Below are 21,321 nucleotides of genomic sequence, written 5' to 3'. Positions count from 1 at the left end.
GTGGACCTCACCCACTCCTTCACCGTCCCGACGTCGGTCGAGGCGACCTGGGCGCACTTCCAGGACATCGGCGCGCTCGCCGAGTGCTTCCCCGGCGCCCAGGTCACCGCGGTCGGCGAGGACGCCGACGGCCGCCCGACCTTCGAGGGCACCTGCAAGGTCAAGCTCGGCCCGATCGCCCTCGTGTACGCCGGCGCGGGCTCCTTCACCGAGAGCGACGAGGCCGCGCACCGGTTCGTCGTCGACGCGAAGGGGCGCGACAAGCGGGGCAACGGCACGGCGGGCGCCAAGGTCACCGTGACCATGGCGGCCGCCGACGCCGGCTCCACGAGGGTGGAGGTGCTGACCGACCTGGCCATCACCGGCAAGCCCGCGCAGTTCGGCCGGGGCGTCATGCAGGACGTCTCCGACAAGCTGCTCGGCCAGTTCGTCGCCTGCCTCGAGCAGCGCCTCGCCGCCGAGGCCGGGCCCGCCGACCAGTCGTCACCACCAGAATCGTCCGTCTCGTCCGCCGGATCGGACGATCCTGCTGGTGACGACCGCCCTCCGCCGTCCCGTCCGGCCCCGCAGGCGCCCCCGAAGCAGGCGGACGACGCGCTCGACCTGGGCTCGGCGGTGCTGCCGGTGCTGCTCAAGAGCTACGGCAAGCAGGTCGCCGTGGCGGTGCTCGCGCTGCTCACCCTGCGCGCCCTTCTCCGGAGGAAGTGCCGGAGGTAGGCACGCTCACCACGACTCGGGCCGCGTGTAGTCCTGGTCGTCGTAGAGCCGCTGCTCGTCCTTGCGCCGGTCGCGGCCCTGTTCGTTGTTGCGCTCGAGCCGCTGCTGGCGTGGGTCCTCGCCCTCGTCCTCGGGCTTCTCGCCCTCGGACTGCGGGGACTGCTGCTGCGGCGGCGCGGTCTGGTCCTGCTGCTGCTTGCCCTGCTGGACCTTGTCGCGCAGGCGGCCGTCGACCGCGGCCGCGTCGTCGGTCTGCTCCTTGCCGCGCCCGGAGTCCGTGGGGCACTCGCCGGCCGCGAGGACGTCGATGCCGGCCTGCCACGACTCGATCGCTCCGTCGAGGTCCTCGTCGGCCTGGCGCTGGTCGCCGACGGCCTCGTGCGCGAGGGCGAGGTTGATCCGCACGGTGCACTCGTCGCGCTGTGGGACGTCCTCCAGGGCGTCCTCGTAGGACTCGATCGCCCGGTCGTAGAGCCCGTCGCCGTGGTAGCCGGTGCCCTCGTCGAAGGGCGCGATCCACGGCTCGAACCAGTTCAGGTCGCGGGTGTCGAAGAACTCCGCGGCCGAACCGTCGTAGTCGCCGAGCTCGAACGCGTCGCGGCCCGCGGCGTTGTGCTGCAGCATCAGGCCGACCTTCACGGCGTACCCCAGCACGAGCAGGGCCGGCAGCAGGCCGCCGACCAGCAGGGCGCGACGGAGGCGGGCGCGGGGATTCACGGGCGACCTCCCTCGCGGGGCAGGAGCGCGTCCTGCGAGCGCCACACCGCGCGCCAGCCGTCGCGGAGCTCGGCGAGGACCAGCCCGAGCAGCAGCAGGCCGAACAGCCAGGTCAGGTCGTGCGCGGCCGGCGGTCCGTCGCCGCGCTCGCCGTCGACGTACGACGCGTCGAAGGTGTCGACCACCTCGTCCATGCCGCCGGGACCGGTGCGGTGCACGAAGTCGACGTCGAGCTCGCCGGCGATGTCCTCGAGCCGGCCGAGGTCGGCGCGGGAGACGGCGTCCTCCCCGGTGGCGGGGTCGCGGACCCAGGAGCCGCCGCCCTCGTCGTCCTCGGGCATCCTCGCCCCGTCGGTGGTGCCGTAGCCGAGGACCACGCCGCCGACGACGAGGTCGGCGACCGGGCCGAAGGAGGCGTCATCGGTGTCGGTGCCGGTGTCCTCGCCGTCGCCGACGTAGACGACGACCCGACGGCGCTCGGGCCGGCGCTCGGCCGCGCGCTCCAGGACCTCGAGCGCCTGCGCGGCCGGCCGGCCGGCGCTGGAGCCGTCGCCCTCCAGCGGGAGCTCGAGGTCGATCGTGTCGACCGCGGCCTCGTACGCCGAGGTGTCGGAGGTGAACGGCAGCACCAGCCGGCTCTCGGCGCCGAAGGCGATCATCGCGAAGCGCGCGCCCGGCAGGTCGTCGGCGAGGGCGTCGAGGTCGTCGCGCACGCCCTCGATCCGGGGCTTCGTGCCGGCGTAGTCGAGCGCGGCCATCGACCGGGTCCGGTCGACCACGACGAGCAGGTCGATGTCGGACAGCTGCGTGGGGACGTCGGCCTCGCCGAAGCCGGGGCGCAGCAGCACGATCACGAAGGTCACCGCGATCGCGATCCGTCGTACGACGAGCGGGCCGGGCCTCACGACGCCTCCTCCTCGCGCCGGTCCCGCACGGCGAGCAGGCCCTGCGCGAGCCAGACCACGCCGAGGCCGCCGACGCCAATGCCGGCGAGGACGGTGCCGAGGCGGGGCCGGTCGAGCACCTGGACGACGGGCGGCCGCTCGATCTCGCTGGTGTCGAGGTCGCCGATCGCCTTGATCACGCCGGCCGCGCTGCCGTCGTCGCCGAGCATCGAGAACGTGCCGCCCGTGCTGGTCGCCGCGTCCGAGAACAGGCGCGCGGCGCTCGGCCGGTCGCCCGTCGTTGGCGGGGCGATGGCGTGCACCACCACGTTCGCCTCGCGCGCGAGCTCGGCCGCGGCGGGCAGGTCGTAGACGCCCTGACCGATGGGCTCGTTGTCGGAGGCCAGCACGATCGCGCGGCTGCGGTCCTCGTCGCGGCGGTCGAAGCGCTGCACGCAGGAGGCCAGCCCGTCGCCGAGCTGCGACTGGATGTCCCAGTCGATGACCGTGCCGGCGGTGTAGACGGAGTAGGCCTCGGAGTAGACGCCGCCGGCGCCGAAGGCGTCCTCGGCCTCGCCGAGCTGCTCGAGGACGTAGTCGTAGTCGTCGGTCAGCGGGAAGACCGTGATGGCGACGCCACTCCAGATGGTCAGCCCGACCCGCTCGCCGCGCAGCCCGCCGACGATCGTGCGGAACTCACGCACGACCTCGGCGTCCACCTCGGCCATCGAGCCGGACGAGTCGAGGCACAGCATGATGTCGCGCGTCCGGTCCTCCTGCGCGTGTGTCTGCCGCTCCTGCACCCGCCCGCCCAGCACGATCGCGCCGGCGCAGGCCACCAGCGCGGCGACGGTCAGGCAGGTGCCGAGGACGACCTGGCGCCGGACCAGGGCCCGGTAGCGGGGGAGCGCGCGCAGTCGCGCGGCGTGGGCGACGTACGACGCCCCCGCAGCGGTACGACGCCCGCGGGACCTCGTCCACCAGACCATCAGTCCCACGACCAGCAGCACCAGCACCGGCACCAGCCACGGCCACCGGAAGCCGGTCTCGCCCCCGTTCCAGGTCAGCTCCACGAGCCCACCAGCCTCCGCGACGCCGCGGCCGCCTCGTCGAAGCGGGCAGCCGGGTCGTCGGCGTCGGGCGCGAACTCGGGCGGGTACATCAGCTCCAGCGCGTCGACCAGCTCCTGCGGCGCGCGATCACGGAAGTCGGCCAGCGCCATGGTGCGCGCGGGCAACGTGGTGACGGCGGCGACGTAGGAGCGGACCAGGTCGCTCAGCCGCTGGTGGCCCTCGCGCGGGTCGACCGTGCCGCCGTGCACCTGCGCGACGAGAGCGTCGATCCGGGCGAGGTGGTCACGGCGCACGTTGAGCACGTCCACGTCGCGGCGCTCGACGACAGGCGGTCGCGGCGGCCGGGTGAGCCACCACGAGGCGGCGTAGTAGACGACGACGAGCGCGACGAGGACGACCGCGATCCACAGCCAGCGCTCGGCGTAGGCGACCGGTCCGGAGAACTCCGCGGGCATCCCCGGGACGTCGGCGCGCGGCTCAGCGACGGCGCGCATGGCGCTGCCTCTCGAGCAGGCGGAAGACCGCCGCGACGGCCGAGTCGGTGTCGTGCACCCGCTCGTGGACCACGCCGAGCTGGTCGAGCCGGCGGCGCAGCGAGGCCTCCTCCGCGCCGACCAGCGCGGCGAGCTCACGCCGCAGCTGCCGGTCGTGGCGCAGCCAGCCGGGCACCTCGGCGGCGGTGTCGACGTCGACGAGCCGCCGCTCGGCCACGGCCGGCAGGGTCGGGTCGAGGTCGCCGATCGTCAGCAGCAGCACCTCGTGCTGGACGGTCAGCCGGCGCAGCAGGTCGGCGGCCTCGTCGGGCACGGACGTGTCGTCGCAGACGATGACCAGGATGGTGCGCCGGTGGACCGTGCGGGCGACGTAGCGCAGCAGTGCGGTCAGGTCGGCGGCCGACCCGTCGGGACGGATCGCGTCGTGGATGCCCCCGAGCAGGCGCTCGAGGTGCAGCTCGCCGCCGCGGGGCCGCTCGGCGTGCTGCTCGGCGGCGTCACCGCGGACCAGGCTGACGAGGTCGCCGTGCCGGACGGCGAGCAGGCCCATCAGGCCGCTGACGAAGACGGCGAGCTCGCGCTTGCCCACGGCGGCGTCGTTCATCGCCGCCATGCTGCGCCCGGTCGAGACGCACAGCAGCACGGTGTGCTTGCGCTCGGCGACGTACCTCTTGACCAGGAGCTGGCGGCCGCGGGCCGAGGCCTTCCAGTCGATGTCCTTCACGTCGTCGCCGCGGACGTACTCCCGCAGGTCGTTGAAGTCGATGCCCCGGCCGACGTGGAGCGCGGCGTACTCGCCCTCGAGCAGACCCCGCACCTTGCGGTGGGCGTGGATCGAGAGGCGGGTCTTGATCCGGGTCAGGTGGGCGGGCATGGCGGTACGTCGGTCAGGGGGTCGGGATCGCGCGGAAGACCGCGTCGACGATCGTCTCGGTGCGGACCCGGTCGGCCAGCGCCTCGAAGCTGAGGTGGATGCGGTGGCGCAGCACGCTGTGCCGCAGCTCGCGCACGTCCTCGGGGATGACGTAGTGGCGGCCCTGGACGACCGCCATGGCGCGGGCGGCCTGGAAGAACGCGATCGAGCCGCGCGGGCTCGCCCCGATCTCGACGTAGTTGCCCAGCTCGGGGCCGAGCAGGCTGGTGACGTCGCGGGTCGCGCGGACCACGGCGGTGATGTAGCGGCGGATCGCCGGGTCGACGTACACCCGGCGGACCAGGCCCTGCAGGTCGACCACCTCGGCGGTCGTGGCCGCGGCGGCGACGTCGGTCATGTGCTGGCCGAGGGTGCCGTCGTCGATCCGCTCGAGGACGACCAGCTCGTCGTCCTCACTGGGGTAGTCGACGATCTCCTTGAGCAGGAAGCGGTCCATCTGCGCGTGTGGGAGGACGTAGGTGCCCTCCTCCTCGATGGGGTTCTGGGTGGCCAGCACCATGAACGGGTCGGGCAGCGGGTGGATCGCCCCGGCGATCGAGGTCTGCCGCTCCTGCATCGCCTCGAGCAGCGCGGACTGGGTCTTCGCGCTGGCCCGGTTGATCTCGTCGAGCAGCACGAAGTTGGCGTGCACCGGCCCGAGCTGGGTCTCGAACTCGTGGCGGCGGGGGTCGTAGACCTGGGTCCCGATGATGTCGCTCGGCAGCAGGTCGGGGGTGCACTGGATGCGCGCGAAGCGGGCGTCCACGGCCTGTGCGAGGGTCGATGCCGCCAGCGTCTTGGCGAGCCCGGGCACGCTCTCGAGGAGCACGTGCCCCTCGGCGAGCAGGGTGACCAGCAGCGCCGTGCGCACGTTGTGCTGGCCGACGACCCGGCTCGAGAAGGCGTCCGAGACCAGGCTGATCCGCTCCGTCGCCCGGACCAGCTCGTCCTGGGTGAGCGGAACCGTGGAGTCGACGGGCGCGCGGCGGAGCTCGGTCATGGCGCCAACCTACCGAGGGTCCGGATGCCGCAGTCCCGAACCGGTCAGCGGTCGAGCAGCCGGGCGCGGAGCGCGTCGTCGCGGCGCAGCCGGGCGAGGTCGCGCTCGCGGCGCTCGGCCACCACCGCCATCAGCACCAGCTCCGGCGGCGCGTTCGGCGGCGGGGCGGGAGCGACGTGCGGCAGCACGTCGGCCAGCAGCGCCCGCCCGACCCGCTCCCGCGACGCCGGGTCCAGCGTGGGGAGCCGTCCCAGGAACTGGCGTACGGCGAGCGCGGTGCCCGTCGGTAGCGCGGTCAGGTCGGCCCGCTTCGCCCACCCGGCCAGCGGCTGCGGCATCGCGGGCGGCGGGGGGAGCCGGAGCGGCACGCGGTCGCGGACGACGTACGTGCCGGCGGCGTAGTCGCCGAGCCGCTTGCCCTTCGAGCTCAGCAGCACCGAGAAGAACGCAGGCGCCCCGCTGAAGGCATAGATCTCCACGACCGCGATCAGCGAGCGGACCAGCGCGTGGTGGAACGAGATCGCCCCGCCGTCGTCGCGCACCGTGCGCAGCCCGACCGCGAGCTTGCCGACCGATCGCCCGCGGGTCAGCGTCTCGACCGTCGTCGGGACCACGACCAGCGCCAGCATCGTCGCCAGCACGATGCCCGCCCCGAACGCCGCCTCGTCGCCGAGGGAGATGCCGAGCACCGCGAACAGGACGTAGAGGACGACGAAGGACACGATCGTGATGACGACGTCGAGCAGCCCACTGGCCAGGCGCAGCCCGAGCGAGGCCGCCGGCAGGTCGAGCGCGACCCCCTCGCCGGTGACGAGGTCATCGGCGGTGACGGTGGCGAAGTCGGACATGGTGACAATCTAGGCGCCGGCCACACGCACGCGCCGGGTCGGCCCGGATCTCGTCGCGCCGCGTTGGCAGGCGGCGCGACATGCCCGAGCGCAGCGAGGGCCTAGATTGACACCGTGCCCCGGATCGATCTCGACGCCTACGTGGCGGCCCACTCGCACTCGTGGGCCCGCCTCGAGCAGCTGGTGCGCCAGCGGCGCCGCAACGGCGCCGAGGCCGACGAGCTCGTCGACCGCTACCAGCAGGTGGCCACCCACCTCTCCGTGGTCCGTACGTCGGCGCCCGACGGCCAGCTCGTGGCCTACCTCTCCTCGCTGCTCGCCCGGGCGCGCATCTCCATGCTGGCGGCGCGGGTCCCCAGCTGGCGCGGCGTCGTCCACTTCTTCACCGACCGCTTCCCGGCCGCGCTCTTCCAGCTGCGCTGGTGGTGGCTGGGCTGCGTGGCCGGCAACGTCGTGGTCACCGGCGTGATGATGGCCTGGCTGGCGCAGCACCCCGAGGTCGAGCAGAACCTGCTCGACCCGCAGGCCGTCGACCAGCTCGTCAACAGCGACTTCGAGAGCTACTACAGCGAGAACGCCGCGAGCGCCTTCGCCACCCACGTCTGGCTCAACAACACGTGGGTCTCCGGCCTCTGCATCGCGCTGGGCATCCTCGGCCTGCCCGTGCTGTGGCTGCTCTTCCAGAACGTCCTCAACCTCGCGATCATCGGCTCGATCATGGAGCGCCACGACCGCGCCGAGGTGTTCTGGGGCCTGATCCTCCCGCACGGCCTCCTCGAGCTGACGTGCGTCTTCGTCGCCGGCGGCGTCGGCCTGCGCCTGTTCTGGTCGTGGATCGAGCCGGGCGGCGTCTCCCGTGCCACGGCCCTCGCCCGGGCCGGTCGTACGGCGGTCACGGTCGCCCTGGGGCTCGGCGTCGTGCTCGCGATCAGCGGCATCATCGAGGCCTTCGTGACGCCCTCCCCGCTGCCGACCTGGGCGCGGATCGGGATCGGCATCGTCGCCGAGGTCGCCTTCCTCGCCTACGTGTTCGTCGTCGGCCGGGCGGCCGCGTCGCGGGGCCAGACCGGCGACATCGGGGCCGAGCTTCTCGAGGACCGGGTCGCGACCCAGGCCTGACCCGGTCCGCCCCTCAGAGCAGCCCCTGCGCCTTCAGGTGCAGGTAGTGGTCCGCGAGGGCTGGCGGCAGCTGGGCGGCGTCCGCGTCGACGACGTCGACGCCCAGCCGGGCCAGCACCTCCCGCATCCGGGTACGGCGGGCCAGCTCGTGCTCGGCGGCCGCGGCGGCGTAGACGGTGTCGGCGGTGGGGCGCTCGGTGGCGGAGACGTCGGCGAGCCGGCCGAGCTCGGGGTCGCGCACGGACGCGACGACGACCCGGTGGTGCCGCACGAGGGTCGGGAGGACGGGGAGCAGGCCGTCGGCGATGGCGCTCGGCTCGAGCGCGGTCAGCAGGACGACGAGCGCGCGCTGGCGACCGAAGCCCTGGACGGCGCCGGCGAGCGTGTCCCAGTCGGCCTCGACGAGGGCCGGCTCGAGGTCGGCCATCTGCTCCTGGAGCCGGGCGGCGACGTCGCGGACGCCGTGCACCCGCTGGCGCGCGCGGACGCGGCGGTCACCGGCGAGGAAGTCGATCCGGTCGCCCGCGCGGGCGGCGAGCGAGCCGAGCAGGAGGGCGGCGTCCATGGCGGCGTCGAGGCGGGGCATGCCGTCCTCCGCGTCGTCGCCGGGGAACCGGGCGACCCGGCCGGCCGAGGTGCGTGAGGTGTCGAGCACGAGCACCACGCGGCGGTCGCGCTCGGGCTGCCAGGTGCGCACCACGACGTGTGGCGTGCGGGCCGAGGCACGCCAGTCGATCGAGCGCACGTCGTCGCCGCGCACGTACTCGCGCAACGAGTCGAACTCCGTGCCCTGCCCGCGCACCCGGATCGCGGCGCGGCCGTCCAGGTCGCGCAGCCGGGCCAGTCGCGACGGCAGGTGCTTGCGGGACTCGAAGGGCGGGAGCGCCCGCACCGTCCCCGGTACGTCGTAGGTCCGCTGCCGCGCGGCCAGGCCCAGTGGCCCCCAGGCCCGCACGGTCACGCCGGCGGCCCGGAGGTCACCGCGCCGTCGGGGGAGCAGCGGTGTGGTCAGGCGCTGCGGCTCGCCGGCGCGGAGGCGGAGCCGGTGGCGGTTGGCGCTCGCGCCGGCCGAGGGCTGCCAGGCGTCGCGCACCTGCACCCGCGCGCCGCGGGCCGCGGTCAGCACCAGCCCGCCGGTCGCCGGGTCGCCGAGCCGGACGGTGCCGGGCTGGCGCCGCTCGATGCCGACGCTCGAGGGCACCGGAGCCAGGAGGACGTCGATGCCGACCATGACCAGCACGCCGAGCAGCCACAGCAGCACCGTGCTGCCCTCGGGACGCAGCACGACCGCCGCCAGCCCCAGCAGGAGCAGCAGCGGCACGCGCCCGGAGATCGCCATCAGCAGCAGCGCCTCACCGCGGGACCGGCACCGAGGCGATGGCCGAGGCCAGCACCTGGGCGACGTCGACGCCCTCGAGCTCGGCCTCGGGACGCAGTCCGAGCCGGTGCACGAGCGCGGCCTGGGCGAGCGCCTTGACGTCGTCGGGCGTCACGAAGTCGCGCCCCGACAGCCACGCCCACGCCCGGGCCGCGCGCAGCAGCGCGGTCGCGCCGCGGGGGCTGACGCCGAGCGAGAGGCTGGGGGACTGGCGGGTCGCGCGGGCGATGTCGACGATGTAGGCCGCCACCTCGGGCGAGACCTGCACGGTCTTCGCGGCGGCTTGCGCGGCCTCGATGTCGGCGCCGCTCGCCACGGCGGTGACCCCGGCGCCGGCGACGTCGCGCGGGTCGAAGCCGGCGGCGTGCCGGGTCAGGATGGTCACCTCGTCGTCGCGCGGCGGGACGGGCAGCACCACCTTGAGCAGGAAGCGGTCCAGCTGCGCCTCGGGCAGCGGGTAGGTGCCCTCGAACTCGACCGGGTTCTGGGTGGCCGCGACGAGGAAGGGCCGGGGGAGCGGGCGGGTCACGCCGTCGGCGGACACCTGGCCCTCCTCCATCGCCTCCAGCAGCGCGGACTGCGTCTTCGGGGGCGTCCGGTTGATCTCGTCGGCGAGCAGCAGGTTGGTGAAGATCGGCCCCTCGCGGAAGGACAGCTCGCCCGCGCTCGAGTCGATCACCAGCGAGCCGGTGATGTCGCCGGGCATCAGGTCCGGCGTGAACTGCACCCGCCGCGTCTGCACCGACAGGCTCGAGGCCAGGGTGCGCACCAGCAGCGTCTTGGCCGTGCCCGGCACGCCCTCCATCAGCACGTGGCCGCCGCAGAGCAGCGCGACGAGCAGGCCGGACACGGCGGCGTCCTGGCCGACGACGGCCTTGGCGACCTCCTGCCGTACGGCGAGCAGCCGCTCGCGCAGCGCGCCGTCACCGGCCGGGGGTGGTGGGGGCGGGGTTCCGTACGTCATCTCGGTCATCCTCGTCGTACCTCTCTCCTGAGACGGGCGAGCTCCTGGGCGAGCCGGACCAGGTCCTGGTCGCTCGTGGGCGGGATCGTGTCGTCGAGCAGCGCGGCGACACGCTCGACGGGTCGGTCGGTGTGCGCGGCGACCACCTCGACCACCTCGGCGACCTCGGCACGGCGGTCCAGCCCGAGCCGGGCGGCGAGATCGGTGCGGGCCGCGCGGCGCAGGGCGGTGGCGGCGTGGCCGTGGTCGCCGCTGCGGCGGTACATCCGGCCGCGGCTGCGGGCGGTCTCGACGGCACGGACGACGACCGGCAGCGGCTCGGTCGACAGCGGCCCCAGCCGTCGGACCCGCCACAGCAGCAGGCCGAGGCCCGCGAGCAGCGCCAGCCACAGGCCCGGCTCGATCCACCGCGGGATCAGCGAGGACAGCGCGACTGCCTCGTCGGAGGTCGCGTCGGCGGGGTCGGGGACGTACCAGACCAGTCGCCTGCCGGCGCCCGCCAGCCGCAGCCCCACGGCGGCGTTGTCGCCACGCAGCACCTGGTCGTTGCTCAGTGCCTCACCGGCTCCGAAGAGTACGATGTCGGCGGTCCGCGACTCGACCAGCACGGCGCCGTCGTCCCGCCCGAAGCAGCGGGCACCGTCGAGGGTGCGGTCGTCGGCGCGGTAGACGGTCATCCGGTCGGCGGCGACCCGCAGTCCGTCGACGTCGATCCCGGCCGGCCCCTCGCCCCCCTCGCAGCGCGCGTCGAGCTCGTCGGGGTAGACGGTGAGCGCGCCGAGGTCGCTGTCGACCTCCTGCACCACCCGGTACGACGGCTCGACCAGCACCAGCCGTCCCGGCCGCGCATGCCGGCGCAGCCGGTCGAGCGTGCCGGGGGAGAGGTCGTCGGTCGAGGTCACCAGCACCGTGGTGCCCCCGTCGACCTCCGCCTCCTCGAGGTCGTCGGCCGAGCGGACGATCGTGACGTCGACGCCCTGGCCGTCGAGCACCTCGGCCAGCGCCTGCGCGCCCTCCGGGCCGGGATTGCGGGGGTCCAGCGTCGTCGGGTACTCCTCGCTGCCCGCGGTCGTCCACACGGCCACGACGAGCGCGGCGACGACACCGAGGACGAGCAGCCAGCCGGTCCGCGACGGGGTCCGGCTCATCGGCGCACCGCCCGGCCCGCGAGGGCGTCGTCGAGGGCGAGCAGCTCGAGGGCCTGCTCGCGGGTGGCCACGCGCTCGCCGTACAGGGTCTGGTCGAAGAGGTCGGCGCCGTGGTGGATGGCGACCGCGTGCGCCAGGAACTCAGCGGCCAGGGCCCGGGCCAGCTCGTGCGCGGTGGCCTGCGGGACGTCCTCGATCCGGTCCCGTTCGACCTGGCGCACGGCCACGGCGCGGAACGCGTCGACCAGGGCGGTCGACGCGTCGCCGGAGGCCAGCGCGGCCTCGGCCCGGGCCCGCAGCTCGCCGGCGGTGATGACCTCGTCGGTGAGGGCGGCGGTGCCGGGGCGCTGCGCGGTCGCCGTACGACGGGCGCGGGAGACGAGCAGCGCGATCGCCGCCACCAGCGCGAGGACCACGACGATCGCGATCGCGGTGGACAACGGCCCCGAGGCGGACGCGCCGTCGACGGTGTCGTCGATCAGCCGCTCGAGCCAGTCCTGCAGCCGTTCGAGGATGTTGGCGTCGTAGTACTTGGGGTCCGCGAGCTCACGGCGCAGCAGGCGCCGGGCCTCGTCGCCGCTGGGGTCCAGCGGCGGGTCGAGGCTCCCGGCGAGCAGGGCAGCGGGGAGCGGGCTCATGCGCCGACGATCCCCGCCTCCCGCAGCAGCTCGACGTCGAGCGCCTCCTTGCGGATGCGCTGGTCGAGGTACTGCAGCGAGGTCACGCCGGCCTGGAAGGGCGCGGTGAAGGCGTTCTGCACCACCAGCGCGACCGCCTGGGTCACCACCAGGATGAGGAAGCCGTAGTCGCTGGACAGGAACATCGCGATCTGGCCCACGAACGAGATCGGCGTCGAGAGGATGCTGCCGCCGATGGAGGCGATGATCACGGTCAGCAAGGCGATGCCGAAGGTGCGCCAGAACTGGCCCCGGGTCAGCCGCCAGCCGCGCCCGATCGCGCCGAACACCCCGACCGGCTCCAGCATCAGGGTCGGGACGGCGAGGTAGAAGACCTTGATCCAGGTCCACACGCACAGGGCAATGAACGCCGGCACCGTGACCAGCCCCCACAGCACCACGGCCAGGGTGGGGGCGTCCGCAGCGACCAGCACGATCCACAGCAGGACGTAGACGGTCATCACGCCGACGTAGGTGACGGTCGTCAGCAGGCCCAGCCCGATCAACCGCCAGCGCTTGCCGAGGGTGGCCGCCCACGCCTGGCCGAGGTCGAGCCGGTGGCCGACCGCGGCCGCCCGCGCGACGTGCACGACCATGCCGGTCACCAGGGTGAGGCCGATGAAGGACAGCACGTAGGCCAGCAGCAGCGAGCCCCCCGAGGCCAGGAACGCCAGCGCCTCGCCCACCCCTGCGTCGGAGGAAACCTCGCCGTTCTCGTCGAGTGCGAGCCCGACCGTGCCCGTCAGCACCGCGGTGATGACGATCGGGACCAGCATCGCGACCGCGGTGACGAGAACCGCGGCGCCGACCGTGGCCTTCGGGTTGAACCGGATGATGCGGAACGCGCCGTCGTACATGTCGCCGAGGCGCAGTGGCCGCAGCGGGAAGGCGCCGGGCCGGTGGGCCGCGCCGAGCGCCAGGCCGCGGCGTGGACCCGGCCCCGACGTCGGGTACGGCGCCCAGCTCGTCGGCTGCGGCACGGGCGGGCCCGGCGGGGCGTGCGGGACAGGGGAGCCGGGAGGGACGTGCGGGGAGGGGGTCCACGAGGTGCCCTGGTCGGGCGGTGGCGCACCGGGCGGCGGGTACATCTGCGAGCCGTCGCTCATGGTTCTCCTCGTGGATCGGGGGTGCGCCCATCCTTGCATCCGGGTCCGCGGCCAACCGGGGGAACGGGCGGTCTCCGGGGGAGGCCTCGTGAATTTGTTGCGCCCGGGGAACTCTGCCAAGATGTTCCGGTTGCTCCGACGTGATGCGTCGGGGTGCACCACACCTTGACTACTGAATCGTGTCTCCCACGCGGAGCAGGCGGATCCGGACCTCCGGAGCCGACCGGCACCGCGGCGAGCGTGCCCGGTGGTCGACGTTGGTCGCACCGCGCCAAGACACGAAGCAGCCGAGAACAACAGCTCCACTTCCCCCAGGGGAGACGTGTGTGCCCGCAACATGGCGCGACACGCCCGACCTCGGGGGTCGGAGCTGGCCCACAGGAACGAGCCGACACGGCACGGTCGTACGACGAGTAAGGACGAGAGAGACCTATGGCGGGACAGAAGATCCGCATCAGGCTCAAGGCCTATGACCACGAGGTGATCGACACCTCGGCGCGCAAGATCGTTGACACGGTCACCCGGACGGGTGCGAAGGTCGCTGGCCCGGTGCCGCTGCCGACGGAGAAGAACGTCTTCTGCGTCATCCGCTCGCCCCACAAGTACAAGGACTCGCGCGAGCACTTCGAGATGCGTACGCACAAGCGCCTCATCGACATCATCGACCCCACGCCGAAGACCGTCGACAGCCTCATGCGCCTCGACCTGCCGGCCGGTGTCGACATCGAGATCAAGCTCTGAGTGCAAGGGAGCTGCTGACATGACTATCGAACGCAACGTCAAGGGCCTGCTCGGCACCAAGCTCGGCATGACCCAGCTGTGGGACGAGAACAACCGCATCGTCCCCGTGACCGTGGTCGCCGCGAGCACCAACGTCGTCACCCAGGTCCGCCAGCCCGAGCCGGACGGCTACAACGCCATCCAGATCGGCTACGGCGAGATCGAGGGCCGCAAGGTCACCAAGCCGCAGGCGGGCCACTTCGCCAAGGCGGGCACCACGCCCCGCCGCCACGTGGTCGAGATCCGCACCGCTGACGCCTCCGAGTACACCGTTGGCCAGGAGCTGGCCGTCGACACGTTCGAGGCCGGCCAGGCCATCGACGTGACCGGCACCAGCAAGGGCAAGGGTTTCGCCGGTGTCATGAAGCGTCACGGCTTCGCCGGTGTGAGCGCCTCGCACGGTGCCCACCGCAACCACCGCAAGCCCGGCTCGATCGGCGCCTGCGCCACCCCGGGTCGCGTCTTCAAGGGTCTGCGCATGGCGGGCCGCATGGGTTCCGACACCGTGACGACCCAGAACGTCACCGTCCACGCCGTCGACGTCGAGAAGGGCCTGGTCCTGATCAAGGGCGCCGTTCCCGGCCCCAAGGGCGGCCTCGTCGTCCTGCGCACGGCTGCGAAGAAGGGCTGATCGAGATGGCCAAGACTGTTTCCGTCGACTTCCCTGCCGCGATCTTCGACGTGGAGGTCAGCGTCCCGCTGATCCACCAGGTCGTCGTCGCCCAGCAGGCCGCTGCTCGCCAGGGCACCCACGCGACCAAGCGTCGCGGCGAGGTCCGTGGTGGCGGCAAGAAGCCCTACAAGCAGAAGGGCACCGGCCGCGCCCGCCAGGGCTCGACCCGCGCGCCGCAGTTCGCCGGCGGTGGCGTCGTCCACGGCCCGCAGCCGCGTGACTACTCGCAGCGCACCCCCAAGAAGATGAAGGCCGCCGCCCTCCGCGGTGCCCTCACCGACCGGGCCCGCAGCGAGCGGATCCACGTGATCGAGGGCCTCGTCGCCGGCGACAAGCCGTCGACCAAGGCCGCGCTCGCGTCCCTGTTCGAGCTGACCACCCGCCGCAAGTTCCTCGTCGTGCTCGAGCGCACCGACAGCGTCACCTGGCTCTCGCTGCGCAACGCGCCCGAGGTGCACATCGTGGCCGTCGACCAGCTCAACACCTACGACGTGCTCGCGAGCGACGACGTGGTGTTCAGCAAGGCCGCGTTCGACCTGTTCGTCGCTGGTGGCAACACCGGCGCCCAGGAGGAGAGCAACTGATGAGCACCCTGCACAAGGACCCGCGCGACATCCTGCTCGCGCCGGTCGTGTCGGAGAAGAGCTACAGCCTTCTCGACAACAACAAGTACACGTTCCTGGTGCGCCCGGACGCCAACAAGACCGAGATCAAGATCGCGGTCGAGAAGGTCTTCGGCGTGAAGGTCACCTCGGTGAACACCCTCAACCGCACGGGCAAGGTCCGCCGGACCAAGAACGGTCTCGGCAAGCGCAAGGACACCAAGCGCGCGATCGTCAGCCTGGCCGAGGGTCACCGCATCGACATCTTCGGAGGTCAGGCCTGATGGCTATCCGCAAGTACAAGCCGACCACCCCGGGCCGTCGTGGCTCGTCGGTGGCCGACTTCGCCGAGATCACCCGGACCACGCCGGAGAAGTCGCTGACGCGCCCGCTGCCCAAGAAGGGCGGTCGCAACAACCAGGGCCGGATCACCACCCGGCACCACGGTGGCGGTCACAAGCGTGCCTACCGGATCATCGACTTCCGTCGCTACGACAAGGACGGCGTGCCGGCCAAGGTCGCGCACATCGAGTACGACCCGAACCGCACCGCGCGCATCGCGCTGCTGCACTACGCCGACGGCGAGAAGCGCTACATCGTGGCGCCGAAGGACCTGACGCAGGGCATGCGGGTCGAGTCGGGCGTCGGTGCCGACATCAAGCCGGGCAACAACCTGCCGCTGCGCAACATCCCCGTCGGTACGACGATCCACTGCGTGGAGCTCCGTCCCGGTGGCGGCGCCAAGATGGCCCGCTCGGCCGGCAACAGCGCGCAGCTGGTCGCCCGTGAGGGCAGCCGCGCCACGCTGCGCCTGCCGTCCGGCGAGATGCGCTACGTCGACGTGCGCTGCCGCGCCACCGTCGGCGAGGTGGGCAACGCCGAGCAGTCGAACATCAACTGGGGCAAGGCCGGCCGCATGCGCTGGAAGGGCAAGCGCCCGACCGTCCGTGGTGTCGTCATGAACCCGGTCGACCACCCGCACGGTGGTGGTGAGGGCAAGACGTCCGGTGGTCGCCACCCCGTCTCGCCGTGGGGCAAGCCCGAGGGCCGTACGCGCAAGCGCAAGGCCAGCGACTCCCAGATCATCCGACGCCGCAAGTCCGGCAAGAACAAGCGCTGAAGGAACGTCAGAGATGCCTCGCAGCCTGAAGAAGGGCCCCTTCATCGACGGCCACCTTCTCAAGAAGGTGGACGCCGAGAACGACAAGGGCACCCACAACGTCATCAAGACCTGGTCGCGTCGGTCCATGATCATCCCCTCGATGATCGGCCACACGATTGCCGTCCACGACGGTCGCAAGCACGTCCCGGTCTTCATCTCCGACTCGATGGTCGGCCACAAGCTCGGTGAGTTCGCTCCGACGCGCACCTACCGCGGCCACGTCAAGGAAGACCGGAAGGGACGCCGTCGATGAGCACCACTGAGCGTCACCGCACCAGCGCGCGTCGCGAGTCGATCCTGGGCGACGAGCCCGGCGCCTTCGCGACCGCCCGCTTCGTGCGGATCACCCCGATGAAGGCGCGCCGCGTCGTCGACCTGGTCCGCGGCCTGCCCGCCGACGAGGCGCTGACGCTGCTGCAGTTCGCGCCGCAGTCCGCGTCCGAGACCGTCGCCAAGGTGCTCGCCAGCGCCGTGGCGAACGCCGGGACCACCGAGGGCCTCGCCACCGGTGACCTGGTCGTCTCGATCGCGCGGGTCGACGAGGGCCCGACGATGAAGCGTTGGCGTCCGCGTGCGCAGGGCCGGGCCACCCGGATCAACAAGCGCACCAGCCACATCACCATCGCGGTCCAGCCGGCCGACGTCGTCGCGAAGAAGGGCAAGAAGTAATGGGTCAGAAGATCAACCCGAACGGCTTCCGCCTCGGCATCTCGACCGACCACAAGTCGCGTTGGTACGCCGACAAGCTGTACAAGTCCTACGTCGGCGAGGACGTCGCGATCCGCAAGCTGCTCAGCAAGGGCATGGAGCGGGCCGGCATCGCCAAGGTCGAGATCGAGCGCACCCGTGACCGGGTCCGCGTCGACATCCACACCGCGCGTCCGGGCATCGTCATCGGTCGCCGTGGCGCCGAGGCCGACCGGATCCGTGGCGAGCTCGAGAAGCTCACCGGCAAGCAGGTCCAGCTGAACATCCTCGAGGTCAAGAACCCCGAGATCGACGCGCAGCTGGTCGCCCAGGGCGTTGCCGAGCAGCTGTCGGGCCGCGTGCAGTTCCGCCGCGCGATGCGCAAGGCCATGCAGACCTCGATGCGTTCCGGTGCCAAGGGCATCCGGATCCAGTGCTCGGGCCGCCTCAACGGCGCCGAGATGTCGCGCACCGAGTTCTACCGCGAGGGCCGCGTCCCGCTGCACACGCTGCGTGCCGACATCGACTACGGCTTCTACGAGGCCCGCACGACCTTCGGCCGCATCGGCGTGAAGGTCTGGATCTACAAGGGCGAGGTCGCCGGCACCCGTGCCGAGCGCCAGGCCCAGGCTGCTGCCCGCGCCGGCGTCCCCGGCCGCGGTGGCAGTGGCCGTCCCAGCCGCGGTGGCGACCGACCGACCCGTGGGTCGCGCGGTGACCGCCCGAACCGCTCCGACCGCACCGAGGCCCCGGCCGAGGCTGCTGCCCCCGAGGCCGCCGCGGTGGAGCCGAGCACCGGAACGGAGTCCTGACCCATGTTGATGCCGCGTCGCGTCAAGCACCGCAAGCAGCACCACCCGAAGCGTCGGGGTGCTGCCAAGGGTGGTACGTCGCTCGCGTTCGGTGACTTCGGTATCCAGGCTGTTGAGGGTCACTACGTGACCAACCGCCAGATCGAGTCGGCCCGTATCGCGATGACCCGCCACATCAAGCGTGGCGGAAAGGTCTGGATCAACATCTACCCGGACCGCCCCCTCACCAAGAAGCCCGCTGAGACCCGCATGGGTTCCGGTAAGGGTTCCCCCGAGTGGTGGGTCGCCAACGTCAAGCCCGGCCGCGTCATGTTCGAGCTGTCCGGTGTGCCGGAGGACGTGGCCCGCGAGGCCATGCGCCGTGCGATCCACAAGCTGCCCATGAAGTGCCGTTTCATCACGCGAGAGGCTGGTGAGTTCTGATGGCGAACGTCATCCGCGCCCACGAGCTGGACGAGCTCAACGCCGTCGACCTCGAGTCCAAGCTGCGCGAGGCCAAGGAGGAGCTGTTCAACCTGCGCTTCCAGGCGGCCACCGGCCAGCTGGAGAGCCACGGTCGGCTCCGCACGGTCAAGAAGGACATTGCCCGGATCTACACCGTGGTGCGCGAGCGTGAGCTCGGCATTCGCACGGCGCCGGGATCGGAAGAGGAGAACTGATGAGCGAGTCCGTCAACGAGACCGCGCGCAACGCCCGCAAGACCCGCGAGGGTCTGGTCGTCAGCGACAAGATGGACAAGACCGTGGTCGTGTCCGTCGAGGACCGCGTCAAGCACGCGCTCTACGGCAAGGTCATGCGCCGCAACACGCGGCTCAAGGCCCACGACGAGCAGAACGACTGCGGCGTCGGCGACCGTGTCCTCATCATGGAGACCCGCCCGCTCTCGGCCACCAAGCGCTGGCGCGTGGTGGAGATCCTCGAGCGCGCCAAGTAACTCTGCCCTTTTATTGGCAGTTCGGCCAGGCTCCGGCCCCGTGAGGGCCTGAGAACCGGCACGACAACCAGGAGATATCGATGATTCAGCAGGAGTCGCGACTCAAGGTCGCCGACAACACCGGTGCCAAGGAGATCCTTTGCATCCGCGTGCTCGGCGGCTCCGGTCGTCGCTACGCCGGGATCGGCGACGTCATCGTCGCCACCGTGAAGGACGCCATCCCCGGTGGCAACGTGAAGAAGGGTGACGTCGTCAAGGCGGTCGTCGTGCGCACCGTGAAGGAGCGCCGTCGTCCCGACGGTTCGTACATCCGCTTCGACGAGAACGCCGCCGTGATCCTCAAGAACGACGGCGAGCCGCGTGGCACGCGCATCTTCGGCCCGGTGGGCCGCGAGCTGCGCGAGAAGAAGTTCATGAAGATCATCTCGCTCGCACCGGAGGTGCTGTGATGGCTGTCCGCAAGAAGTCGGAGCAGGACCGCAAGCGTCCGCACCTCCACGTCAAGAAGGGCGACACCGTCAAGGTCATCGCCGGCAAGGACAAGGGTGCCGAGGGCAAGATCATCAAGGTGCTCCGCGAGGAGCAGCGGGTGATCGTCGAGGGCGTCAACCGGATCAAGAAGCACACCAAGGTCGTCGACCAGGGCGGTCGCGCCGGCACCACCGGCGGCATCATCACCACCGAGGCGCCGATCCACGTGTCCAACGTGATGCTGGTCGAGGGTGACGGCGTCACCCGCACCGGCAACAAGCGGGTCGAGGTCACCAAGCGTCGCCCCGACGGCTCGGAGTACACCTCGACGCGCAGCGTCCGTATCTCCCGCAAGACCGGGAAGGAAATCTGATGACCGAGAGCACCATCGAGAAGGTCACGCCCCGGCTCAAGACGAAGTACCGCGAGGAGATCCTCCCGGCGCTGCGGACCGAGTTCGAGATCGCCAACGTCATGCAGGTTCCCGGCGTCGTCAAGGTCGTCGTGAACATGGGTGTCGGCGAGGCCGCGCGTGACTCGAAGCTGATCGAGGGCGCGATCCGCGACCTCACCGCGATCACCGGCCAGAAGCCGGCCGTCACCAAGGCTCGCAAGTCCATCGCTCAGTTCAAGCTGCGCGAGGGCATGCCGATCGGCACGCACGTCACGCTGCGCGGCGACCGGATGTGGGAGTTCCTGGACCGCCTGCTGTCGCTCGCGCTGCCGCGCATCCGCGACTTCCGTGGCCTGTCGCCGAAGCAGTTCGACGGCCGCGGCAACTACACCTTCGGTCTGACCGAGCAGGTCATGTTCCACGAGATCGACCAGGACAAGGTCGACCGTCAGCGGGGCATGGACATCACCATCGTGACCACTGCGACCAACGACGAGCAGGGGCGCGCGCTGCTGAAGCAGCTCGGCTTCCCGTTCAAGGAGAACTGACATGGCGAAGACCGCTCTGAAGGTCAAGGCTGCTCGCAAGCCGAAGTTCGCGGTTCGCGGTTACACCCGCTGCCAGCGCTGCGGCCGTCCGAAGGCCGTCTACCGCAAGTTCGGCCTGTGCCGGATCTGCCTCCGCGAGATGGCGCACCGGGGCGAGCTGCCCGGCGTGACCAAGTCGAGCTGGTAACCCACCACGTAGCAGGTCGCACCGCCACCGCGCGGAGCGAAACCACTTCGAGAAAGAACACACATCATGACGATGACTGACCCGATCGCAGACATGCTCACGCGTCTGCGCAACGCCAACCAGGCGTACCACGATGCGGTGACCATGCCGTACAGCAAGCTCAAGGAGGGTGTGGCCGAGATCCTCAAGCAGGAGGGCTACATCACCTCCTACGGGGTCGCGGACAACGAGAACGGCGTCGGCAAGCTGCTGACCGTCACCCTCAAGTACGGCCGCAACCGCGAGCGCTCCATTGCCGGCGTCCGCCGGATCAGCAAGCCCGGCCTCCGGGTCTACGCCAAGCACACGGGTCTCCCGAAGGTGCTCGGCGGCCTCGGCGTCGCGATCATCTCGACGAGCCAGGGTCTGCTGACCGACCGCCAGGCCAACCAGAAGGGCGTGGGTGGGGAAGTCCTCGCCTACGTCTGGTGACAAGGGAAGGAAGCAGAAGAACATGTCGCGCATCGGCAAGCTCCCCGTCCCGGTCCCCGCGGGCGTCGACGTCCAGGTGGACGGCCCGCTCGTCACGGTGAAGGGCCCCAAGGGCACCCTGAGCCACTCCGTGATCTCCCCGATCACGGTCGAGAAGGGCGAGGGCGTCCTCGACGTCAAGCGCCCCGACGACGAGCGGTTGTCCAAGGCCTACCACGGCCTGTCCCGGACGCTCATCAACAACATGGTCGTCGGTGTCACCGACGGCTACGAGAAGAAGCTCGAGATCGTGGGCGTCGGTTACCGCGTCCTCTCGAAGGGCCCGACCCAGCTGGAGTTCCAGCTCGGCTACTCGCACGTGATCATCTTCGATGCCCCCGAGGGCATCACGTTCACGGTCGAGAGCCCGACCAAGCTGAGCGTCGTTGGAATCGACAAGCAGCTGGTCGGCGAGGTCGCCGCCAACATCCGCAAGCTCCGCAAGCCCGAGCCCTACAAGGGCAAGGGCGTCCGGTACGCCGGCGAGCATGTCCGCCGCAAGGTCGGAAAGGCTGGTAAGTGA

General features: G+C 71.6%; 31 protein-coding genes. 19 read left to right on the top strand and 12 right to left on the bottom strand.

The features are described from left to right. A complete protein-coding gene (locus ASE20_RS10475; protein WP_056894510.1) occupies positions 1 to 717 on the top strand; it encodes an SRPBCC family protein in 717 nt (238 codons plus the stop codon). Between the two features lie 6 nt (positions 718 to 723). On the opposite strand, the gene ASE20_RS10470 is transcribed toward ASE20_RS10475, so the two are convergent. The 7 genes from ASE20_RS10470 to ASE20_RS10440 are packed head-to-tail and all read right to left on the bottom strand — an operon-like array spanning position 724 to position 6,646. Then, the gene (locus ASE20_RS10470; protein ID WP_056894509.1) at positions 724 to 1,434 is read right to left on the bottom strand and encodes a hypothetical protein; all 711 of its coding nucleotides are present in this window, start codon (positions 1,432 to 1,434) and stop codon (positions 724 to 726) included. After that, the gene (locus tag ASE20_RS10465) at positions 1,431 to 2,339 is read right to left on the bottom strand and encodes a VWA domain-containing protein (protein ID WP_056894508.1); all 909 of its coding nucleotides are present in this window, start codon (positions 2,337 to 2,339) and stop codon (positions 1,431 to 1,433) included. Before ASE20_RS10465 ends, ASE20_RS10470 begins: the two co-directional genes overlap by 4 nt. Beyond that, a complete protein-coding gene (locus tag ASE20_RS10460) occupies positions 2,336 to 3,391 on the bottom strand; it encodes a vWA domain-containing protein (RefSeq protein WP_056894507.1) in 1,056 nt (351 codons plus the stop codon). The genes ASE20_RS10465 and ASE20_RS10460 overlap by 4 nt, the downstream gene beginning before the upstream one ends. Then, positions 3,382 to 3,885, bottom strand: a complete 504-nt coding sequence (locus tag ASE20_RS10455) for a hypothetical protein (protein WP_056894506.1) — start codon at positions 3,883 to 3,885, stop codon at positions 3,382 to 3,384. Before ASE20_RS10455 ends, ASE20_RS10460 begins: the two co-directional genes overlap by 10 nt. After that, the gene (locus ASE20_RS10450; protein WP_056894505.1) at positions 3,869 to 4,759 is read right to left on the bottom strand and encodes a DUF58 domain-containing protein; all 891 of its coding nucleotides are present in this window, start codon (positions 4,757 to 4,759) and stop codon (positions 3,869 to 3,871) included. Before ASE20_RS10450 ends, ASE20_RS10455 begins: the two co-directional genes overlap by 17 nt. Before the next feature lie 13 nt (positions 4,760 to 4,772). Then, entirely contained in the window at positions 4,773 to 5,798 is a 1,026-nt protein-coding gene (locus ASE20_RS10445; protein ID WP_056894504.1) for an AAA family ATPase, read from the bottom strand. Positions 5,799 to 5,842: 44 nt separating this feature from the next. Then, the gene (locus ASE20_RS10440; RefSeq protein ID WP_056894503.1) at positions 5,843 to 6,646 is read right to left on the bottom strand and encodes an RDD family protein; all 804 of its coding nucleotides are present in this window, start codon (positions 6,644 to 6,646) and stop codon (positions 5,843 to 5,845) included. A 114-nt stretch (positions 6,647 to 6,760) separates the two neighbouring features. Here ASE20_RS10440 and ASE20_RS10435 point away from each other — a divergent pair, with 114 nt between their 5' ends. Continuing rightward, the gene (locus tag ASE20_RS10435) at positions 6,761 to 7,765 is read left to right on the top strand and encodes a stage II sporulation protein M (RefSeq protein ID WP_225869047.1); all 1,005 of its coding nucleotides are present in this window, start codon (positions 6,761 to 6,763) and stop codon (positions 7,763 to 7,765) included. A gap of 13 nt (positions 7,766 to 7,778) precedes the next feature. Here the strand turns inward: ASE20_RS10435 and ASE20_RS10430 are convergent, their stop codons facing one another. From ASE20_RS10430 to ASE20_RS10410, 5 genes are read right to left on the bottom strand one after another with little or no spacing between them, the layout of a single operon-like run. Further along, entirely contained in the window at positions 7,779 to 9,104 is a 1,326-nt protein-coding gene (locus tag ASE20_RS10430; RefSeq protein ID WP_056894502.1) for a DUF58 domain-containing protein, read from the bottom strand. A 13-nt stretch (positions 9,105 to 9,117) separates the two neighbouring features. Further along, positions 9,118 to 10,116 (bottom strand): AAA family ATPase, encoded by a 999-nt coding sequence (locus ASE20_RS10425; RefSeq protein ID WP_056894501.1) that lies wholly within the window; start codon positions 10,114 to 10,116, stop codon positions 9,118 to 9,120. Then, positions 10,113 to 11,255, bottom strand: coding sequence for a DUF4350 domain-containing protein (locus tag ASE20_RS10420; RefSeq protein WP_056894500.1), 1,143 nt, complete (start codon positions 11,253 to 11,255; stop codon positions 10,113 to 10,115). Before ASE20_RS10420 ends, ASE20_RS10425 begins: the two co-directional genes overlap by 4 nt. Further along, positions 11,252 to 11,893, bottom strand: coding sequence for a DUF4129 domain-containing protein (locus tag ASE20_RS10415; protein ID WP_056894499.1), 642 nt, complete (start codon positions 11,891 to 11,893; stop codon positions 11,252 to 11,254). Before ASE20_RS10415 ends, ASE20_RS10420 begins: the two co-directional genes overlap by 4 nt. Next, positions 11,890 to 13,038: a hypothetical protein gene (locus ASE20_RS10410; RefSeq protein WP_056894498.1), complete on the bottom strand. Its 1,149-nt coding sequence runs from the start codon at positions 13,036 to 13,038 to the stop codon at positions 11,890 to 11,892. The genes ASE20_RS10415 and ASE20_RS10410 overlap by 4 nt, the downstream gene beginning before the upstream one ends. A gap of 432 nt (positions 13,039 to 13,470) precedes the next feature. On the opposite strand from ASE20_RS10410, the gene rpsJ reads away from it, so the two are divergent. The 17 genes from rpsJ (at position 13,471) to rplF (ending at position 21,321) form a co-directional block, all read left to right on the top strand. Continuing rightward, a complete protein-coding gene (gene rpsJ, locus ASE20_RS10405) occupies positions 13,471 to 13,779 on the top strand; it encodes a 30S ribosomal protein S10 (RefSeq protein WP_007078637.1) in 309 nt (102 codons plus the stop codon). Positions 13,780 to 13,798: 19 nt separating this feature from the next. Further along, the gene (gene rplC, locus ASE20_RS10400) at positions 13,799 to 14,449 is read left to right on the top strand and encodes a 50S ribosomal protein L3 (RefSeq protein WP_056894497.1); all 651 of its coding nucleotides are present in this window, start codon (positions 13,799 to 13,801) and stop codon (positions 14,447 to 14,449) included. A gap of 5 nt (positions 14,450 to 14,454) precedes the next feature. Then, positions 14,455 to 15,075, top strand: a complete 621-nt coding sequence (gene rplD / locus ASE20_RS10395; RefSeq protein WP_056894496.1) for a 50S ribosomal protein L4 — start codon at positions 14,455 to 14,457, stop codon at positions 15,073 to 15,075. After that, positions 15,075 to 15,377, top strand: a complete 303-nt coding sequence (gene rplW, locus ASE20_RS10390; protein ID WP_056894495.1) for a 50S ribosomal protein L23 — start codon at positions 15,075 to 15,077, stop codon at positions 15,375 to 15,377. Before rplD ends, rplW begins: the two co-directional genes overlap by 1 nt. Beyond that, the gene (gene rplB / locus ASE20_RS10385) at positions 15,377 to 16,213 is read left to right on the top strand and encodes a 50S ribosomal protein L2 (protein WP_056894494.1); all 837 of its coding nucleotides are present in this window, start codon (positions 15,377 to 15,379) and stop codon (positions 16,211 to 16,213) included. The genes rplW and rplB overlap by 1 nt, the downstream gene beginning before the upstream one ends. A 13-nt stretch (positions 16,214 to 16,226) precedes the next feature. Beyond that, positions 16,227 to 16,508, top strand: a complete 282-nt coding sequence (gene rpsS, locus ASE20_RS10380; RefSeq protein ID WP_056750322.1) for a 30S ribosomal protein S19 — start codon at positions 16,227 to 16,229, stop codon at positions 16,506 to 16,508. Next, positions 16,505 to 16,924 carry a 50S ribosomal protein L22 gene (gene rplV, locus ASE20_RS10375; RefSeq protein ID WP_056894493.1) on the top strand — a complete coding sequence of 140 codons (420 nt, stop codon included), beginning with the start codon at positions 16,505 to 16,507 and terminating at the stop codon, positions 16,922 to 16,924. Before rpsS ends, rplV begins: the two co-directional genes overlap by 4 nt. Then, on the top strand, positions 16,924 to 17,754 hold the full coding sequence (gene rpsC, locus ASE20_RS10370) for a 30S ribosomal protein S3 (protein WP_056894492.1): 831 nt from the start codon (positions 16,924 to 16,926) through the stop codon (positions 17,752 to 17,754). The genes rplV and rpsC overlap by 1 nt, the downstream gene beginning before the upstream one ends. 3 nt (positions 17,755 to 17,757) lie before the next feature. Next, the gene (gene rplP / locus ASE20_RS10365) at positions 17,758 to 18,177 is read left to right on the top strand and encodes a 50S ribosomal protein L16 (RefSeq protein WP_038681126.1); all 420 of its coding nucleotides are present in this window, start codon (positions 17,758 to 17,760) and stop codon (positions 18,175 to 18,177) included. Next, positions 18,177 to 18,413: a 50S ribosomal protein L29 gene (gene rpmC / locus ASE20_RS10360; protein WP_056894491.1), complete on the top strand. Its 237-nt coding sequence runs from the start codon at positions 18,177 to 18,179 to the stop codon at positions 18,411 to 18,413. The genes rplP and rpmC overlap by 1 nt, the downstream gene beginning before the upstream one ends. Beyond that, positions 18,413 to 18,688: a 30S ribosomal protein S17 gene (rpsQ, locus tag ASE20_RS10355; protein WP_056894490.1), complete on the top strand. Its 276-nt coding sequence runs from the start codon at positions 18,413 to 18,415 to the stop codon at positions 18,686 to 18,688. The genes rpmC and rpsQ overlap by 1 nt, the downstream gene beginning before the upstream one ends. A gap of 80 nt (positions 18,689 to 18,768) precedes the next feature. Continuing rightward, on the top strand, positions 18,769 to 19,137 hold the full coding sequence (gene rplN, locus ASE20_RS10350; protein ID WP_011757324.1) for a 50S ribosomal protein L14: 369 nt from the start codon (positions 18,769 to 18,771) through the stop codon (positions 19,135 to 19,137). After that, entirely contained in the window at positions 19,137 to 19,532 is a 396-nt protein-coding gene (rplX, locus tag ASE20_RS10345; RefSeq protein WP_056894489.1) for a 50S ribosomal protein L24, read from the top strand. The genes rplN and rplX overlap by 1 nt, the downstream gene beginning before the upstream one ends. Further along, positions 19,532 to 20,101 (top strand): 50S ribosomal protein L5, encoded by a 570-nt coding sequence (gene rplE, locus ASE20_RS10340; RefSeq protein ID WP_056894488.1) that lies wholly within the window; start codon positions 19,532 to 19,534, stop codon positions 20,099 to 20,101. The genes rplX and rplE overlap by 1 nt, the downstream gene beginning before the upstream one ends. A 1-nt stretch (position 20,102) precedes the next feature. Next, positions 20,103 to 20,288: a type Z 30S ribosomal protein S14 gene (locus ASE20_RS10335; RefSeq protein ID WP_011757321.1), complete on the top strand. Its 186-nt coding sequence runs from the start codon at positions 20,103 to 20,105 to the stop codon at positions 20,286 to 20,288. A 66-nt stretch (positions 20,289 to 20,354) separates the two neighbouring features. After that, a complete protein-coding gene (gene rpsH, locus ASE20_RS10330; protein WP_056894487.1) occupies positions 20,355 to 20,759 on the top strand; it encodes a 30S ribosomal protein S8 in 405 nt (134 codons plus the stop codon). Positions 20,760 to 20,781: 22 nt separating this feature from the next. Further along, positions 20,782 to 21,321 (top strand): 50S ribosomal protein L6, encoded by a 540-nt coding sequence (gene rplF / locus ASE20_RS10325; RefSeq protein WP_056894486.1) that lies wholly within the window; start codon positions 20,782 to 20,784, stop codon positions 21,319 to 21,321.

Source organism: Nocardioides sp. Root240 (assembly GCF_001428825.1).
Lineage (GTDB): Bacteria > Actinomycetota > Actinomycetes > Propionibacteriales > Nocardioidaceae > Nocardioides.
This window is presented reverse-complemented; position numbering and strand designations above follow the sequence as displayed.